13 protein-coding genes are annotated in these 17,056 nt (G+C 66.0%); 1 reads left to right on the top strand and 12 read right to left on the bottom strand.

The features are described from left to right. Positions 1-20: 20 nt before the first annotated feature. From H0S73_RS02400 to H0S73_RS02420, 5 genes are all read right to left on the bottom strand, one after another. Entirely contained in the window at positions 21-893 is an 873-nt protein-coding gene (locus H0S73_RS02400) for a F0F1 ATP synthase subunit gamma (protein WP_181050657.1), read from the bottom strand. Positions 894-948: 55 nt separating this feature from the next. Beyond that, positions 949-2,478: a F0F1 ATP synthase subunit alpha gene (gene atpA / locus H0S73_RS02405; protein WP_009493464.1), complete on the bottom strand. Its 1,530-nt coding sequence runs from the start codon at positions 2,476-2,478 to the stop codon at positions 949-951. Beyond that, positions 2,478-3,050, bottom strand: a complete 573-nt coding sequence (locus H0S73_RS02410) for a F0F1 ATP synthase subunit delta (protein WP_181050658.1) — start codon at positions 3,048-3,050, stop codon at positions 2,478-2,480. Before H0S73_RS02410 ends, atpA begins: the two co-directional genes overlap by 1 nt. Before the next feature lie 289 nt (positions 3,051-3,339). Then, positions 3,340-3,900, bottom strand: a complete 561-nt coding sequence (locus tag H0S73_RS02415) for a histidine phosphatase family protein (RefSeq protein WP_181050659.1) — start codon at positions 3,898-3,900, stop codon at positions 3,340-3,342. Between the two features lie 94 nt (positions 3,901-3,994). Then, positions 3,995-6,157 (bottom strand): primosomal protein N', encoded by a 2,163-nt coding sequence (locus H0S73_RS02420; protein WP_181050660.1) that lies wholly within the window; start codon positions 6,155-6,157, stop codon positions 3,995-3,997. A 46-nt stretch (positions 6,158-6,203) separates the two neighbouring features. Between H0S73_RS02420 and H0S73_RS02425 the strand changes: the two genes are divergently transcribed. Next, the gene (locus tag H0S73_RS02425) at positions 6,204-7,190 is read left to right on the top strand and encodes a tyrosine recombinase XerC (RefSeq protein ID WP_181050661.1); all 987 of its coding nucleotides are present in this window, start codon (positions 6,204-6,206) and stop codon (positions 7,188-7,190) included. Between the two features lie 167 nt (positions 7,191-7,357). Here H0S73_RS02425 and H0S73_RS02430 read toward each other — a convergent pair whose 3' ends face one another. The 7 genes from H0S73_RS02430 to mdh form a co-directional block, all read right to left on the bottom strand. Then, complete coding sequence (locus H0S73_RS02430) at positions 7,358-7,981, bottom strand: thymidine kinase (RefSeq protein WP_181050662.1); 624 nt, start codon at positions 7,979-7,981, stop codon at positions 7,358-7,360. Positions 7,982-7,990: 9 nt separating this feature from the next. Continuing rightward, positions 7,991-9,391: a dihydrolipoyl dehydrogenase gene (gene lpdA / locus H0S73_RS02435; RefSeq protein WP_181050663.1), complete on the bottom strand. Its 1,401-nt coding sequence runs from the start codon at positions 9,389-9,391 to the stop codon at positions 7,991-7,993. A 121-nt stretch (positions 9,392-9,512) separates the two neighbouring features. After that, a complete protein-coding gene (odhB, locus tag H0S73_RS02440) occupies positions 9,513-10,745 on the bottom strand; it encodes a 2-oxoglutarate dehydrogenase complex dihydrolipoyllysine-residue succinyltransferase (protein ID WP_181050664.1) in 1,233 nt (410 codons plus the stop codon). Positions 10,746-10,813: 68 nt separating this feature from the next. After that, a complete protein-coding gene (locus tag H0S73_RS02445) occupies positions 10,814-13,774 on the bottom strand; it encodes a 2-oxoglutarate dehydrogenase E1 component (protein WP_181050665.1) in 2,961 nt (986 codons plus the stop codon). Between the two features lie 56 nt (positions 13,775-13,830). Further along, the gene (gene sucD / locus H0S73_RS02450) at positions 13,831-14,718 is read right to left on the bottom strand and encodes a succinate--CoA ligase subunit alpha (RefSeq protein ID WP_181050666.1); all 888 of its coding nucleotides are present in this window, start codon (positions 14,716-14,718) and stop codon (positions 13,831-13,833) included. 12 nt (positions 14,719-14,730) lie between these two features. Then, the gene (gene sucC, locus H0S73_RS02455; RefSeq protein WP_181050667.1) at positions 14,731-15,930 is read right to left on the bottom strand and encodes an ADP-forming succinate--CoA ligase subunit beta; all 1,200 of its coding nucleotides are present in this window, start codon (positions 15,928-15,930) and stop codon (positions 14,731-14,733) included. A 68-nt stretch (positions 15,931-15,998) separates the two neighbouring features. Then, positions 15,999-16,961, bottom strand: a complete 963-nt coding sequence (mdh, locus tag H0S73_RS02460) for a malate dehydrogenase (protein ID WP_181050668.1) — start codon at positions 16,959-16,961, stop codon at positions 15,999-16,001. Positions 16,962-17,056 lie beyond the last annotated feature (95 nt).

Genomic DNA, 17,056 nt, shown 5'->3' on the forward strand with positions numbered 1-17,056 from the left:
ATTGGCTCCTCTCGGATTCGTCAGAGCGCCTCGGCGCCCGAAATGATTTCGATCAGTTCCTTGGTGATCATCGCCTGACGCGACCGGTTGTAGGTCATCGTCTGCTTCTTGATCATCTCGCCCGCGTTGCGGGTCGCATTGTCCATGGCGCTCATGCGGGCGCCCTGTTCGGAAGCGGCGTTCTCGAGCAGCGCGCGGAAGATCTGCACGGTGAGGTTCCGCGGCAGGAGCGTCGTCAGGATCTCGCCTTCCTCGGGCTCGTACTCGTAGACCGCGTCGGGTGCGCCGGCGCTGGCCTCGATCTGGGCCGGGATGATCTGCTGCGCGGTCGGGATCTGGGCGATCACCGAGCGGAAGCGCGAGTAGAACAGGGTCGCCACGTCGAACTCGCCGGCGTCGAAGCGGGTGAGCACCTTCTGGGCGATCATGTCCGCCTGCTCGAATCCGATCTGGCGCACGGAGCGCAGATCCACGAACTCGATGATCTGCTCCGCGAACTGGCGGCGAAGGATGTCGTAGCCCTTCTTGCCGACGCAGACGATCTTGACCGTCTTGCCCTCGGCGAGCAGCCGGTTGGCATGGTCGCGGGCGAGACGGGCGATCGAGGAGTTGAAGGCGCCGCAGAGGCCACGCTCCGCGGTGCAGACGATCAGCAGGTGAACACGGTCGGAGCCGGTGCCGGCCAGAAGACGCGGCGTCTCCGGCCCGACGGTGATGCCGGACGCGATGTTGCCGAGCACCACCGCCATGCGCTCCGCATAGGGGCGCGCGGCTTCCGCCGCGGTCTGCGCGCGGCGCAGCTTCGCGGCGGCCACCATCTGCATGGCCTTGGTGATCTTCTGCGTCGCCTTGACCGAGGCGATGCGGTTACGAAGGTCTTTCAAGCTCGGCATCGAGCAGCCCTACCTCTCCGGTATCCCGGTTCGATCTTTGTGAGAAGCCAAGTCTTTACGAGAAGGACTTGGCGTAGTTCTGGACGACGTCCTTGAGCTTCGCTTCCGAGTCGCTCGACAGGTCCTTGGACGCGCGGATGGCTTCCAGGATGTCGGCGTGCTTGCCGCGCAGGAGCGAGAGCAGACCGTCCTCGAACGCGCGCACCCGGTTGAGCGGCAGGTTGTCGAGGTAGCCGTTCACGCCGGCATAGATCACGGCGACCTGCTCTTCCATCTTCAGCGGCGAGAACTGCGGCTGCTTCAGGAGCTCGGTCAGGCGCGAACCGCGGTTCAGCAGGCGCTGCGTGGTGGCGTCGAGGTCGGAGCCGAACTGGGCGAAGGCCGCCATTTCGCGGTACTGGGCCAGCTCGCCCTTGATCTTGCCCGCGACCTTCTTCATCGCCTTCGTCTGGGCCGAGGAGCCCACGCGCGACACCGAGAGACCGACGTTCACGGCCGGGCGGATGCCCTGGTAGAACAGGTCCGTCTCGAGGAAGATCTGGCCGTCGGTGATCGAGATCACGTTGGTCGGGATGTAGGCCGACACGTCGTTGGCCTGCGTCTCGATGACCGGCAGAGCGGTGAGCGAGCCCGCGCCCTGGCTGTCGTTGAGCTTCGCGGCGCGCTCCAGCAGGCGGGAGTGCAGGTAGAACACGTCGCCCGGATACGCCTCGCGGCCCGGCGGACGGCGCAGCAGGAGCGACATCTGGCGGTAGGCGACGGCCTGCTTGGACAGGTCGTCGTACACGATCACGGCATGCATGCCGTTGTCGCGGAAGAACTCGCCCATGGCGCAGCCGGCGAAGGGCGCCAGGAACTGCATCGGAGCCGGATCGGAAGCGGTCGCGGCGACGACGATGGAGTATTCCAGCGCGCCGTTCTCTTCGAGCACCTTCACGAACTGGGCGACCGTGGAGCGCTTCTGGCCGACGGCCACGTAGACGCAGTACAGCTTCTGCGACTCGTCGTTGCCCTGGTTCAGCGGCTTCTGGTTCAGGATCGTGTCGAGGGCGACGGCGGTCTTGCCGGTCTGGCGGTCGCCGATGATCAGCTCGCGCTGGCCGCGGCCGACCGGGATCAGGGCGTCGATGGCCTTCAGGCCCGTCGCCATCGGCTCATGCACCGACTTGCGCGGAATGATGCCGGGAGCCTTCACGTCCACGCGGCGGCGCTCGGTGGCCTGGATCGGGCCCTTGCCGTCGATGGGGTTGCCGAGCGCGTCGACGACGCGGCCGAGCAGACCCTTGCCGACCGGCACGTCCACGATGGCGCCGGTACGCTTCACGGTCTGGCCTTCGGCGATCTCACGGTCGGAGCCGAACACCACGACGCCGACGTTGTCGGTCTCGAGGTTGAGGGCCATGCCACGCACGCCGCTCTCGAATTCGACCATCTCGCCGGCCTGGACCTTGTCGAGGCCGTAGCAACGGGCAATACCGTCACCGACGGACAGAACCTGTCCGACTTCGGTGACTTCAGCCTCGGTACCGAAGTTCTTGATCTGCTCTTTGAGGATCGCGGAGATCTCAGCGGCTCGAATGTCCATCAGCGGACCTCTTTCATCGCTAGACGAATGGAATTGAGTTTGGTGCGCACCGAGGCATCCACCATGCGGGACCCCATCTTCACGATGAGACCGCCGATGAGGCTCGGGTCGATTTTGACGTCGACGGAGACGTCAGCCTTGGCGACGTCGCGCAGCGCCGCCTTGATTTCGTTGAGAACGGTGTCGGAGGGAGCCTCCGCCAGGACGACCTGCGCCCGAACGATGCCCTTCGCGTCGGACACCAGGTTCTGGAAGGCACGGATCATGTCGGGAAGCGCGAAGAGCCGGCGCTTGGACGCGACGAGGCGGATGAAATTGCCCGCGAGGCCGGAAATGCCGGCCTTGTCGAGAATGGCTCCGATCGCGCCGGACTGCTCTTCCGCCGTGAAGACGGGGTTCTGGATCAGGCGCTGCAGGTCGTCGCTGCCGCGGATCAGCTGGTCGAAGCGAGCGAGGTCGCCGGCGACGGCGTCCACGGCATTCGCTTCCCGGGCGAGTTCGAACAGCGCCGAAGCATAGCGCAATGCTACGCCCGACAGGAGGGGTCCTTCTTGCGAACCGCTTTGCGCCACGTAACCGTCTCTCTCGTGTCTTAACGGGCCTCGACCGGGACGGCCTGCGAAGGAGGCGCTCGGGAAACCCGTCAGGTGTGGAAATGAGCCCGGAGCGGAAGCCTTATCCACCTGCCGGGCGAGGGTGCACTAGCATGGGTTTTTCTGAGGCGCAAGGCGAGCTAGGCCCGGTCTGGCCGGGAAAAACCCGGGCATCCCGTTAAGGTAAAGGGTGAGAGCCGCCTCCCGTCGGGTAAAAGCAGCTTTTCCTTCCTGTCCGGTCCTTCGGCGGCGAACCGCCGAGAGTGCTTCAAAGCTCCAGGGTGGCGACCTCGCAATTGGCGAGGAACCGGCCGGTGAGCTTGCTGAAGAAGGTTCCGTGTCCCACCACGGCGATCATCGTCTCCGGCCGCTCCGCGAGCCAATTCCGGAATCGCTCGACCCGCTCCTCGAACACATGGGCCGGCTCGTAGATGAAGCCCCTCTCGTTGATCTCGCCCTCGTTGTGCCACCAGACCTCGTCCAGGTGGCCGAAGGACAGGTGAGGGAACTCCCGCGATAGGTGGGAGACGGCGCTGCCCACGTCGCAGCTGCTCTCCAGGTGCTCCCTGTGGAGGCATTCCACGAGGATCGACGGCCGGGCCGGATGGTCGCCGAACAGGCCCAGGGTCGTCTGGATGGCCCGGGTGAGCGGCGAGGTCACGATCAGTTCATAAGGGTTCGGGCGCAGCTCGGGCGCCCGCTCTGCCACCTGGCGCAGGCCGAGCTCGGTCAGGCGCGCGTCGAAATGCCCGGGATCCTCGCCGTGCTCGGCGAAATGGGCGTTGAAGGTCGATTGGCCGTGGCGGATGCAGTGGACGATCTTGGTCATGGGCCTTGTCTTGCTGGTGGGCGTTCTTTTGGCTGTAGCATCGTTTGGGGCGGAAAACCGGGTCCACTTTTCCGCATGATGTTCTCGCTCTTGATCACAAAAAGCTCTGCGGATCCACGTCGATGGACACGCGGGTGTTGCCGCGGATCTTCGGGCACCGAGCCATCCAACTCCTCAAATAGGCCTGGAGATCCACCTCCCGCTCGGTCTTCACCAGGAGCCGGAAGCGGTAGCGACCGCGGATCAGGGCGAGCGGCGCCTCGGCCGGGCCCAGCACCGTCACGCCGGGCGGCGGTTCGGCCACGAGGGCCATGGCGCGCGCATGGGCCTCCGCCGCTTCGCGCTCGGCCGCCGAGACGATCAGGGAGGCGAGCCGTCCGAAGGGAGGCAGGCCCGCCATCTCGCGGACGCGGGTCTCCTCCTCGTAGAAGCGCTCGGCATCGCCCGAAATAAGGGCCGCGATCACCGGATGGTCCGGCTGCCAAGTCTGAACCAGCGCCCGGCCCGGCTTCTCGCCACGCCCGGCGCGGCCGGTGACCTGCTGGAGCATCTGGAAGGTGCGCTCGGCGGCGCGCGGATCCCCGGAGGTGAGGCCGATATCGGCATCGAGCACGCCGACCAGGGTCATGAGCGGGAAATTGTGCCCCTTGGCGACCAGCTGGGTGCCGATGACGATGTCGAACTCGCCCGCCGCGATGGCCGCCAGCTCCGTCCGAAGCCGCTCCGTGCCGCCGGGGAAGTCGCTCGACAGCACGATGCAGCGCTTGTCCGGAAACAGCTCGGCGGCCTCCTCGGCGATCCGCTCCACGCCGGGCCCGCAGGGCACCAGCGAATCGACGCTGCCGCATTCCACGCAGGCATGAGGCGTCCGTTCCACATGGCCGCAATGGTGGCAGACCAGGGAGCGCCGGAAGCGGTGCTCCACCAGCCAGGAGGAGCAGTTCGGGCATTCGTAGCGATGGGCGCAGGCCCGGCAGAGGGTGAGCGGCGCATAGCCTCGCCGGTTGAGGAAGAGCAGCGCCTGCTCGCCCCGGGCCACCGTATCCTCCACGGCCGCCACCAGGGTCGGCGAGAGCCAGCGGCCTTTGGGCACGGCCTCCTTGCGCAGGTCCACGGCCCGGATCTGCGGCATGGAGCGCCCGCCGAACCGCTCGGGCAGCTTCACATGGCGGTAGCGCCCGCGCTCCACATTGACCCGGCTCTCGATGGAGGGCGTGGCGGAGGCCAGCACCACGGGGGCGTTCTCGATCTTGCCGCGCACCACCGCCATGTCGCGGGCATGGTAGTGGACGCCGTCGTCCTGTTTGTAGGCGGTCTCATGCTCCTCATCGACGATGATGAGGCCGAGATCCGCGTAAGGCAGGAAGAGGGCCGAGCGGGCGCCCGCCACCACCTTGACCTCGTTCGACGCAATGGCCGTATAGAGCCGCTCCCGCTTGCGGCCCGTCACGCCGGAATGCCAGGTGGCCGGCTTCACGCCGAAGCGGGCGGCGAAGCGGTCGAGGAACTGGGCCGTCAGGGCGATTTCCGGCATGAGGATCAGCGCCTGCCGACCGTTCCGCACCGCCTCGGCCACAGCCTCGAAATAGACCTCGGTCTTTCCTGAGCCCGTGACGCCTTCGAGCAGGAGCACGGGGGCGTGCTCCTCGCTCATGGCGGCGACGAGCGTGTCGGCCGCCTCGCGCTGACCATCGGAAAGCGCCGTGTGGCCGAAGGCGGGATCGGGCATCTCGGCGACCGGCTCGGCCAGGAGCGTCACGGTCTCCAGGACTCCCTCGTCGATGAGACCGTTGACCACGCCCGCACTGACCCCGGCCGCATGGGCCAGCTCGCTTTTCAGCCGAACCGTTCCGTCCTGGGCGACCTCCATGACCTTCTGCCGCGCGGGCGTCATGCGCTTCGGCGGAGGGCCGGCGAGCTTCACGCCCACGCGGGCGACCTCCTGCCGGTCCGGATCCGGGATCTTGAGCCCCATGGCGAGGGCGGAGCCCTTGGGCGCCAGGGTGTACCAGGCGATCCAGTCCAGGAACTTGCGCATCCTGGGCGACAGGTTCGGCGCCTCGATCACGCCGGTCACCTTCTTGAGGTTGCCCCCCTGCCCGTCCCGCATGCCCCAGACGACTCCCGCCACCTCGCGGTTGGCGAGCGGCACCTGCACGACATCGCCTTCCTCGACGGCGAGGCCCTCCGGCACGGCATAGGAATAGGCCGTGTCCAGCGCCAGCGGGATGAGGACATCGGCGATGCGGCTTGTCATCGATAAGGAGTTAACCTGTGAGTGCTACGGTTCTGCCCTTGCATAAATGGGACTCATGTCAAGCAGCGCCACACAAAATGTTCTCGATCTGGTCCTTCCCGGCGCGGATGACACCCGCCGCGAGGCGATGGCTTGGCTTGCTTCGCTCGCCAAGGAACGGCGGCTCTCAGGGAAAACCGTCGAGGCCTATGGGCGGGATCTGCGCCAGTTCCTGGCCTTTCTGACCAACCATCTCGGCGAGCCGCCGAGCGTCAAGGGCATCCTTGGCCTGAAGCCGATGGACATCCGCTCCTTCCTGGCGGCCCGGCGGATGGATTCGGTCGGAAGCCGCTCGCTCATGCGCCAGCTCGCGGCCCTGCGCTCCTTCGCCCGCCACCTGGAGCGGGAGGGTCACGGCACGGCTTCGGCCTTCGCGGCGATTCGCACCCCGAAGGTGGACAAGAACCTGCCGCGCCCCCTCTCCGCCTCCTCGGCCGTCGCGGTGACGAGCGCCGACACGCGGGCGTCGGAGGACCGCAAGCCCTGGATCCTGGCTCGGGACGCCGCCGTGCTCTCGCTCCTCTACGGGGCGGGCCTGCGCATTTCGGAGGCGCTCGGCCTGCAGCGGCGCGATGCCCCGGTGAACGGCACCGACACGGTCACGGTGACCGGCAAGGGCGGCAAGATGCGCAGCGTGCCGGTCATTCCGCCGATCCAGCGCGCCGTCGAGGAATACCTGCGGCTCTGCCCCTATGCGGTCCCGCCGGAGGGCCCGCTCTTCGTTGGAGCGCGGGGCGGTCCGCTTTCGCCGCGCATCATCCAGCTCGCCGTCGAGGAGCTGCGCGGAGCGCTGGGCCTGCCCGACAGCGCCACGCCCCATGCCCTGCGCCATTCCTTCGCGACGCACCTTCTCGCCAAGGGCGGCGACCTGCGCGGCATCCAGGAACTCCTGGGCCACGCCTCACTGTCGACCACGCAGCTCTACACGAAGGTGGATGCGGCACGATTGATGGACGCCTTCAACGCGGCGCATCCGAGGGCCAGGGTGAAGTAACTTTCCCCGTGTCATTCCCGGCCGCAGCGGAGCGGAGGGGAATCCATAGCGCGACATATGAAAGTGGATCCCCTTCCCGGCCTTTCGGCCGCCGGGGATGACAGCGGAGAGTCTTTCCGTATCGGGATGGCCGACACAAGGCCGGCCATTCTGATGAGGTGCGCCGGCTACTCGGCCGCGATGGGATGCGCCAGCAGCTGGCGGGCGGCAGGGCCGATGTCGCCTTTCGTCCAGTGAGGGCGGCAGACGGACACGTAGCGGCCCTCGCCGCCGATCTCCACCACCTCGCCCGAGCGCACAGCCTCGCCGTTACGGTCGTATTTGAGGATCATCGTGGCCTTGCGGCCGCAATGGCAGAGCTGCTTGATTTCCTGGAAATCCTCGGCCAGCGCCATCATGGTCACGATGGCGTCGCTGAACAGGGTGCCGTAGACGTTGTTCTTGAGCCCATAGGCCATGACCGGAATCTTGAGCTCGTCGACGATCCAGGCCAGTTGGCGGACCTGATCGGCCGTCATGAACTGGACCTCGTCGATGAGGACGACCGTCACCTTCTTCCGGGCATGCTCCGCCGCCACGAAGGCCGCGATATCCTCGTCCTTGCGCAGCGGGATCGCATCGGCCTCGAGGCCGATGCGCGACTTCACCTTGCCGACGCCGAAACGGTCGTCGATCAGGCTCGTGAACAGCAGCACGTGGCCGCCGTTCTCGATGTAGTTGTAACGAACCTGCAGGAGATGGGTCGTCTTGCCTGCGTTCATCACCGAGTAGATGAAGTGAAGCTTTGCCATGAATCCATGTTACATATGGATGGCGCGCTTCTCCACCGCCAAAGCGGCTTCCTTCACAGCTTCCGCGAGCGTCGGATGCGCATGGCAGGTGCGGGCGATGTCCTCGGAGGATCCGCCGAACTCCATGGTGATCGCCGCCTCGTGGATGAGGTTGCCGGCTTCCGGGCCGATGATGTGCACGCCGAGCACCTTGTCGGTGGTCGCGTCGGCCAGGATCTTCACGAAGCCGTCCGTGGTGCGGTTGACCTTGGCGCGGCCGTTGGCCGTGAAGGGGAACTTGCCGACATTGTAGGCGACGCCCGCGGCCTTCAACTCCTCCTCGGTCTTGCCGATGGAGGCGACCTCGGGGAACGTGTAGACCACGCTCGGGATCACGTCGTAGTTCACGTGGCCCGCCTTGCCGGCGATGATTTCCGCAACAGCAACGCCCTCGTCCTCGGCCTTGTGGGCGAGCATCGGGCCGGCGATCACGTCGCCGATGGCGTAGATGCCGGTGACGTTGGTGGAGAAATGCGCGTCCGTCTGGATGCGGCCGCGGCTGTCGAGCTGGACGCCCACGCGGTCGAGACCCAGGCCCTGCGTGTAGGGCACGCGGCCGATGGCGACGAGCACCACGTCGGCCTCGATGGTCTCAGCCGCACCGCCGGCAGCCGGCTCGAAGGTGAGCGTCGCGCCCTTGCCCGTGTTCTCCACCTTGGTGACCTTGGAGCCGAGCTTGAACTGGAAGCCCTGCTTGGTGAGGATGCGCTGGAAGTTCTTGGCGACCTCGCCGTCCATGCCGGGCAGGATGCGGTCGAGATATTCCACCACCGTCACCTCGGACCCGAGGCGGCGCCACACGGAGCCGAGCTCCAGGCCGATCACGCCGGCGCCGATGACCACGAGGCGCTTCGGCACGCTCTCGAGTTCGAGCGCGCCCGTGGACGAGACCACGATCTTCTCGTCGATCTCGATGCCGGGCAGGCGCGTCACGTCGGAACCCGTGGCGATGATGATGTTCTTCGTCTCGAGCACCTGGTTCGAGCCGTCATCGGCGGTCACTTCCACCTGGCCGGGCGCCGCGATGCGCGCGGTGCCGATGAAGGCGTCGATCTTGTTCTTCTTGAGCAGGAACTCGACGCCCTTGGTGTTGCCGTCGACGCCTTCCTGTTTGAAGGCCTGCATGGTCTTGAGATCGAGGGTCGGTGCCGACACGCCGATGCCGAGGCCGGCGAAATGGTCGCGCGCTTCCTCGAACATGTGCGAGGCGTGCAGCAGGGCCTTGGAGGGAATGCAGCCCACGTTCAAGCAGGTGCCGCCATGGGTCTTGCGCTTCTCGACGACGGCGGTCTTCAGGCCGAGCTGCGCGGCCCGGATGGCGGCCACATAGCCGCCGGGGCCGGTGCCGATGACGATAACATCGTAGGACATGGGAATGATCCCCTTGAACGTCATGACCGGGCTTGTCCCGGCCATCCACGTTTGGGATAGCCGCCCGGCTTAGGAAGGCGTGGATGCCCGGCACGAGGCCGGGCATGACGATGTGGCAGGATTACAGATCCAGAACCAGACGGGCCGGATCTTCCAGCGCGTCCTTGACCCGCACGAGGAAGGTGACGGCTTCCTTGCCGTCGACGATGCGGTGATCGTAGGAGAGCGCGAGATACATCATCGGGCGCACGACGATCTGGCCGTTGCGGACCACGGGACGCTCCTCGATGCGGTGCATGCCGAGGATGCCCGATTGCGGCGCGTTGAGGATCGGCGTCGACATGAGCGAACCGTAGATGCCGCCGTTGGTGATCGTGAAGGTGCCGCCCTGCATCTCGTCGATGGAGAGCTTGCCGTCACGGGCGCGGCGGCCGAAATCGGCGATCTTCTTCTCGATGCCGGCGACCGAGAGGTCGTCCGCGTCGCGCACCACGGGAACCACGAGGCCCTTCTCGGTGCCGACGGCGATGCCGATGTGGTAGTAGTTCTTGTAGACGAGATCCTGGCCGTCGATCTCGGCGTTCACCGCCGGGACGTCCTTGAGCGCCTGGATCACCGCCTTGGTGAAGAAGCCCATGAAGCCGAGCTTGGTGCCGTGCTTCTTCTCGAACACGTCCTTGTACTGGCTGCGGAGCTGCATCACGGCGCTCATGTCCACGTCGTTGAACGTGGTGAGCATGGCGGCAGTGTTCTGCGCATCCTTCAAGCGGCGCGCGATGGTCTGACGAAGCTTCGTCATCTTCACGCGCTCTTCACGCTCGGCATCGACCGGAGCCGAGGGCGCGCGCACCTGGACGGGAGCGGCCGGCGCGGGAGCCGAAGCGCCGCCCGTGGCGATGGCGGCGAGCATGTCGCCCTTGGTCACGCGACCGTCCTTGCCGGAGCCGGCGACGCCCGCGGGGCTCACGCCGCTCTCGGCCGCGAGACGGGCAACCGCCGGACCGTGGTCCTTGGCGGCGCCGGGGGCGGCAGCCGGAGCAGCAGCCGCTGCGGCGGGGGCCGGAGCAGCCTTGGGGGCCCCGGCCTTCGGAGCGGCCGCGGGAGCCGCCGTTGCGCCACCCTCGACGATGGAGCCGAGCACCGCGCCGGGAGTCACCGTCTCGCCGTCCTTAGCCACGATGTCGCCGAGCGTGCCGCTCGCGGGAGCGTTGACCTCGAGCGTGACCTTGTCGGTCTCGAGCTCGAGCACGGGCTCGTCGGCCTTCACGGGATCGCCGGGCTTCTTGAACCAGCGGCCGATGGTGGCCTCTGACACGGATTCGCCAAGGGTGGGTACGCGGATTTCGGTTGCCATGGTCGTCTTTGGGTCTTGCGGAGCTTGAGGTTAAGCCCCTCGGAATGGGGAGAGAACCTTCGCGGCGATCAAGCCGCGAAAGCCTCGTCGAGGAAAGCCTGCAATTGGGCTGTATGCTTGGACATGAGGCCGGTCGCGGTGGCCGCGGAGGCGGGGCGGCCCACGTAGCGCGGACGATCCACCTTGGAGCCCGCCGTCTTGAGCACCCATTCGAGATAGGGCTCGACGAACATCCAGGAGCCCATGTTCTTGGGCTCTTCCTGGCACCACACCACGTCGGCCTTCTTGAAGCGGGACAGCTCGGCCGCCACGGACTTGGCCGGGAACGGATAGAGCTGCTCCACGCGAAGCAGGTAGACATCGTCGATGCCCCGCTTCTCGCGCTCCTCGAGCAGATCGTAATAGACCTTGCCCGTGCAGATCACCACGCGCCGGATCTTGTCGTCCTTCACCAGCTTGATGCCCTCGGACGCACCCTGCGCGCTGTCGCGCAGGACGCGGTGGAAGGAGGTTCCCTCCGAGATGTCGGCCAGGCTCGACGTGCAGCGCTTGTGGCGCAACAGGGATTTCGGCGTCATCAGGATCAGCGGCTTGCGGAAGTCGCGCTTCAGCTGGCGGCGCAGGATGTGGAAGTAGTTGGCGGGCGTCGAACAGTAGCCCACCTGCATGTTGTCCTCGGCGCACATCTGGAGGAAGCGCTCCAGGCGGGCGGAGGAATGCTCCGGACCCTGGCCCTCGTAGCCGTGCGGCAGCAGGCAGACGAGGCCCGACATGCGCAGCCACTTGCGCTCGCCCGAGGAGATGAACTGGTCGAACACTACCTGGGCGCCGTTGGCGAAGTCGCCGAACTGCGCTTCCCACAGGGTCAGGGCGTTGGGCTCCGAGAGCGTGTAGCCGTACTCGAAGCCGAGCACCGCCTCTTCCGACAGCATCGAGTTGATGACCTCGTAGCGGGCCTGGTTCTCGCTGATGTGGTTGAGGTTGGTGTATCGCTCTTCGTTCTCCTGGTCGGTGAGAACCGAGTGGCGCTGCGAGAAGGTGCCGCGCTCCACGTCCTGGCCGGACAGGCGCACGCGATGGCCTTCGATCAGGAGCGACCCGAAGGCGAGCGCCTCGGCCATGGCCCAGTCGAGCCCTTCGCCGGTCTCCAGCATCTTCTTGCGGTTGTCGAGGAAGCGCTGGATCGTGCGGTGGACGTGGAAGCCCTCCGGGATCGTGGTGAGCGCCTTGCCGATCTGCTGCAGGGTCTCGGCCGAGACGCCGGTCTGGCCGCGACGCGGATCGTCCTGGTCCTCGCGGACCGCCTTGAGGCCGGACCAGCGTCCATCGAGCCAATCGGCTTTGTTGGGCTTATAGTTGGACGCGATGTCGAACTCGGCATCGAGCTTCGAGCGCCAGCTCGACTTCATCTCCTCGACCTCGGCCTCGGTGACGACGCCTTCCTCGACGAGCTTCTTGGAATAGAGCTCGACGATCGCCGGATGGGACCGGATCTTGCGGTACATGAGCGGCTGGGTGAAAGCCGGCTCGTCGCCCTCGTTGTGGCCGAAGCGGCGGTAGCAGAACATGTCGATGACGACAGGTTTCTGGAAGCGCTGGCGGTACTCGGCCGCCACCTTGGCGGCGAACACGACGGCTTCCGGATCATCGCCGTTCACGTGGAAGATCGGCGCCTCGACCATCTTGGCCACGTCCGACGGATAGGGTGAGGAACGCGAGAAGCGCGGATCGGTGGTGAAGCCGATCTGGTTGTTGATGATGAAGTGGATCGAGCCGCCGGTGCGGTGGCCGCGCAGGCCGGACAAGCCGAGGCACTCCGCCACCACGCCCTGGCCGGCAAAGGCGGCGTCGCCGTGGATGAGCAGCGGCATCACGGCCGTGCGGTTGTCGGGCGTGCAGCCGTGCTGGTCCTGCTTGGCGCGGACCTTGCCGAGCACGACGGGATCGACGATCTCGAGATGCGACGGGTTGGCGGTCAGGGATAAGTGGACGTTGTTGCCGTCGAAGGTGCGGTCCGAGGACGCGCCGAGATGGTACTTCACGTCGCCCGAGCCTTCCACGTCGTCGGGCGCGAAGGAGCCACCCTTGAACTCGTGGAACAGCGCGCGGTGCGGCTTGCCCATCACCTGGGTGAGCACGTTGAGGCGGCCGCGATGGGCCATGCCGAACACGATCTCGCGCACGCCGAGGTTGCCGCCGCGCTTGATGATCTGCTCGAGCGCCGGGATGAGCGACTCGCCGCCGTCGAGGCCGAAGCGCTTGGTGCCGGTGTAGCGGACGTCCAGAAACTTCTCGAAGCCTTCCGCTTCGACGAGCTTGTTGAGGATGGCGCGCTTGCCTTCCTTGGTGAAGGTGATCTCCTTATCCGGCCCCTCGATGCGCTCCTGGATCCAGGCCTTCTCGACCGGGTCGGAGATGTGCATGAACTCGACGCCGAGCGTTTGGCAATAGGTGCGCTCCAGGAGCGTGACGATCTGGCGGATCGTGCCGAACTCCATGCCGAGCACGTTGTCGAGGAAGATCTTGCGGTCCCAGTCGGCTTCCGTAAATCCGTAATGGGACGGATGCAACTCCTGGTCGTTCGGGCGGGGGTTGATGCCGAGCGGATCGAGCTTCGCATGCAGGTGGCCGCGCACCCGGTAGGCGCGGATCAGCATGATGGCGCGAACGGAATCACGGGTCGCCTGCTGCACGTCGATCTGGCTGATCTCGGCGCCCTTGGCTTCCGCCTTCGCCTTGATCTTGTCGCCGACAGCCTTCTCGACCTGGGCCCAGTTGCCGTCGAGGGCGGAGATCAGTTCGCCATTGGCATGGATCGGCCAGTTCGGCTTCTCCCAGGAGGGGCCGTTGGCCGCCTTCTCGACAGCCTGCTTGTCGTCCCTCAAGGCGCCGAAGAAGGCCTGCCACTCGGCATCGACCGAGCTGGGGTCCTTCTCGTAGCGGGCCTGGAGCTCCTCGATATAGGACGCGTTCGCCCCATAGAGGAAAGCGGTGTTCAGGAAGTTTTCGTTGGCGTCTTGGCGTGCCATGGCAACCTACAATCCAAAAGCTGATTGGCCGCCCCATGCTTGGGGCGGCCGGTTCGTTATCGACCCTTGAGAACCTCGACCAGGGTCTTGCCGAGTCGGGCCGGCGACGGCGACACGCGGATGCCCGCGGCCTCCATGGCGGCGATCTTGTCTTCCGCGCCGCCCTTGCCGCCGGAGATGATGGCGCCAGCATGGCCCATGCGGCGTCCGGGAGGAGCCGTGCGGCCGGCGATGAAGCCGACCATCGGCTTCTTGCGGCCCTTCTTGGCTTGCTGAGCGATGAACTCGGCCGCCTCTTCCTCGGCCGAGCCGCCGATCTCGCCGATCATGACGATCGACTCGGTCTTGGGATCGGACAGGAACATGTCGAGCATCTCGATGAACTCGGTGCCTTTCACCGGGTCGCCGCCGATGCCGACCGCCGTGGTCTGGCCGAGGCCTTCGTTGGTGGTCTGGAACACGGCCTCGTAGGTGAGCGTGCCGGAGCGCGACACGATGCCGACGGAGCCGGGCTTGAAGATGTTGGCCGGCATGATGCCGATCTTCGACTCGCCCGCCGTCACGATGCCCGGGCAGTTCGGGCCGATGAGGCGCGACTTGGAGCCTTCCAGCGCCCGCTTCACGCGCACCATGTCGAGCACCGGAATGCCTTCCGTGATGCAGACGATGAGCGGGATCTCGGCCTGGATAGCCTCGCAGATGGCGTCCGCCGCGCCCGGAGGCGGAACGTACACGACCGAGGCGTCGGCGCCGGTCTTCTCGCGCGCTTCCATGACCGTGTCGAAGACGGGCAGGTTCAGGTGCGTCGAGCCGCCTTTGCCGGGCGAGGTGCCGCCGACCATCTTGGTGCCGTAGGCGATAGCCTGCTCGGAATGGAAGGTCCCGTTCTTGCCGGTGAAGCCCTGGCAGATGACCTTGGTGTCTTTGTTGATGAGGATGGACATCAGCTCGAAACCTTACTTTCCGCCGCGCACGGCGTTCACGATCTTCTGGGCGGCGTCGTCGAGGTCGTCCGCCGGGATCACGTTGAGGCCGGAATCGCGGATGATCTGCTTGCCCTCTTCCACGTTGGTGCCCTCGAGGCGCACCACCAGCGGAACCTGCAGGCCGACGGCCTTCACGGCCGCGATCACGCCGCGGGCGATGACGTCGCACTTCATGATGCCGCCGAAGATGTTGACGAGGATGCCCTTCACGTTCGGATCGGCCGTGATGATCTTGAACGCCGCCGTCACCTTCTCCTCTGACGCGCCGCCGCCGACATCGAGGAAGTTCGCCGGCTCTTCGCCGTAAAGCTTGATGATGTCCAGCGTCGCCATGGCGAGGCCAGCGCCGTTGACCATGCAGCCGATGGTGCCGTCGAGCGCGATATAGGCGAGGTCGTACTTGGAGGCCTCGATTTCCTTCTCGTCCTCTTCCGTGATGTCGCGCAGAGCGACGACGTCGGGATGACGATAGAGGGCATTGCCGTCGAAGGAGATCTTGGCGTCCAGGCACTTGAGGTGCTGGTCCTTGGTGATGATCAGCGGGTTGATCTCCAGCATCTCCATGTCCTTCGCGACGAAGGCCGTGTAGAGCTTGGTCACCAGATCCTCGGCTTCCTTGGCGAGCGCGCCCTTCAGGCCCAGCGCCTTGGCGACCGTGCGGCCATGGTGGGGCATCACGCCGGTGGCCGGATCGACCGAGAAGGTCAGGATCTTCTCAGGGGTGTCGTGGGCGACCTGCTCGATGTCCATGCCGCCTTCCGTCGAGACGACGAAGGCGACCCGGCCCGTGGCGCGGTCGACGAGCATGGAGAGGTAGAGCTCGGTGTCGATGTCGGAGCCGTCCTCGATATAAAGACGGTTGACCTGCTTGCCGGCTTCGCCCGTCTGGATCGTGACCAGGGTGTTGCCGAGCATCTGACGCGCGAATTCCTTCACCTCGTCGATGGACTTGGCGAGGCGCACGCCGCCCTTCTCGCCGGCGGCGGCTTCCTTGAACTTGCCCTTGCCGCGGCCGCCCGCGTGGATCTGGGACTTCACGACCCAGAGCGGACCGCCGAGTTCCTTGGCGGCAGCCTCGGCCTCGTCGGCAGAGAAGATGGCCTTGCCGCGGGAGACAGGCAGGCCGAATTCCTTCAGGACCGCTTTGCCTTGATATTCATGGATGTTCATTCGTTTCTCTCCGCGTCAGCGGTTGAAGACGGGATGGCCGGCGCGAGACCGGCCATGACGTTCGATGATTAAGCGAGGGTCGCGTTGATCTGCTTGCAGGCGTCGACGAGACCCTGCACGGAGGCGACGGACTTCTCGAACATGGCCTTCTCGTCGGCCGAGAACTCGACCTCGACGATGCGCTCGACGCCGTTCTCGCCGATCACGATCGGAACGCCCACGAACATGTCCTTCACGCCGTACTGGCCATTGAGATAGGCCGCGCAGGGCAGGACGCGCTTCTTGTCCTTGAGGTAGCTCTCGGCCATGGCGATGGCGGAAGCAGCCGGAGCGTAGAAGGCGGAGCCGGTCTTGAGCAGGTTGACGATCTCGCCGCCGCCCTTGCGGGTGCGCTCGACCATGGCGTCGAGCTTCTCCTGGGAGGTCCAGCCCATCTTCACCAGGTCGGGCAGCGGAACGCCCGCCACCGTGGAGTAGCGCACCAGCGGCACCATGTCGTCGCCGTGGCCGCCGAGCACGAAGGCGGTCACGTCCTCGACCGATACGTTGAACTCCTCGGCCAGGAAGTGGCGGAAGCGGGCCGAATCCAGCACGCCGGCCATGCCGACGATCTTGTTCTGCGGCAGGCCGGAGAACTTCTGGAGCGCCCACACCATGGCGTCGAGCGGGTTGGTGATGCAGATGACGAAGGCGTTCGGGGCATATTGCTTGATGCCGTTGCCGACCGCTTCCATGACCTTCAGGTTGATGCCGATCAGGTCGTCGCGGCTCATGCCGGGTTTGCGCGGCACGCCGGCGGTCACGATGATGACGTCGGCGCCTTCGATGGCCGCGTAGTCGTTCGCGCCCTTGTACTTGGCGTCGAACCCGTCGACCGGCGCGGATTCGGCGATGTCGAGACCTTTGCCCTGAGGGATGCCTTCCGCGATGTCGAAGAGAACGACGTCGCCGAGTTCCTTCAAGCCGACGAGATGGGCGAGGGTTCCGCCGATCTGGCCTGCACCGATGAGCGCGATCTTTTTCCGGGCCATGGTCTGTCCTTGGGTTTTGGCAGAAGCCTTATTTGAGGCGCCGCCTTTTGAGGTGGCGCTGTTTGCCATGAGAGATGGGCCGCCATCAAGCGACC

Source organism: Microvirga mediterraneensis (assembly GCF_013520865.1).
GTDB lineage: Bacteria > Pseudomonadota > Alphaproteobacteria > Rhizobiales > Beijerinckiaceae > Microvirga > Microvirga mediterraneensis.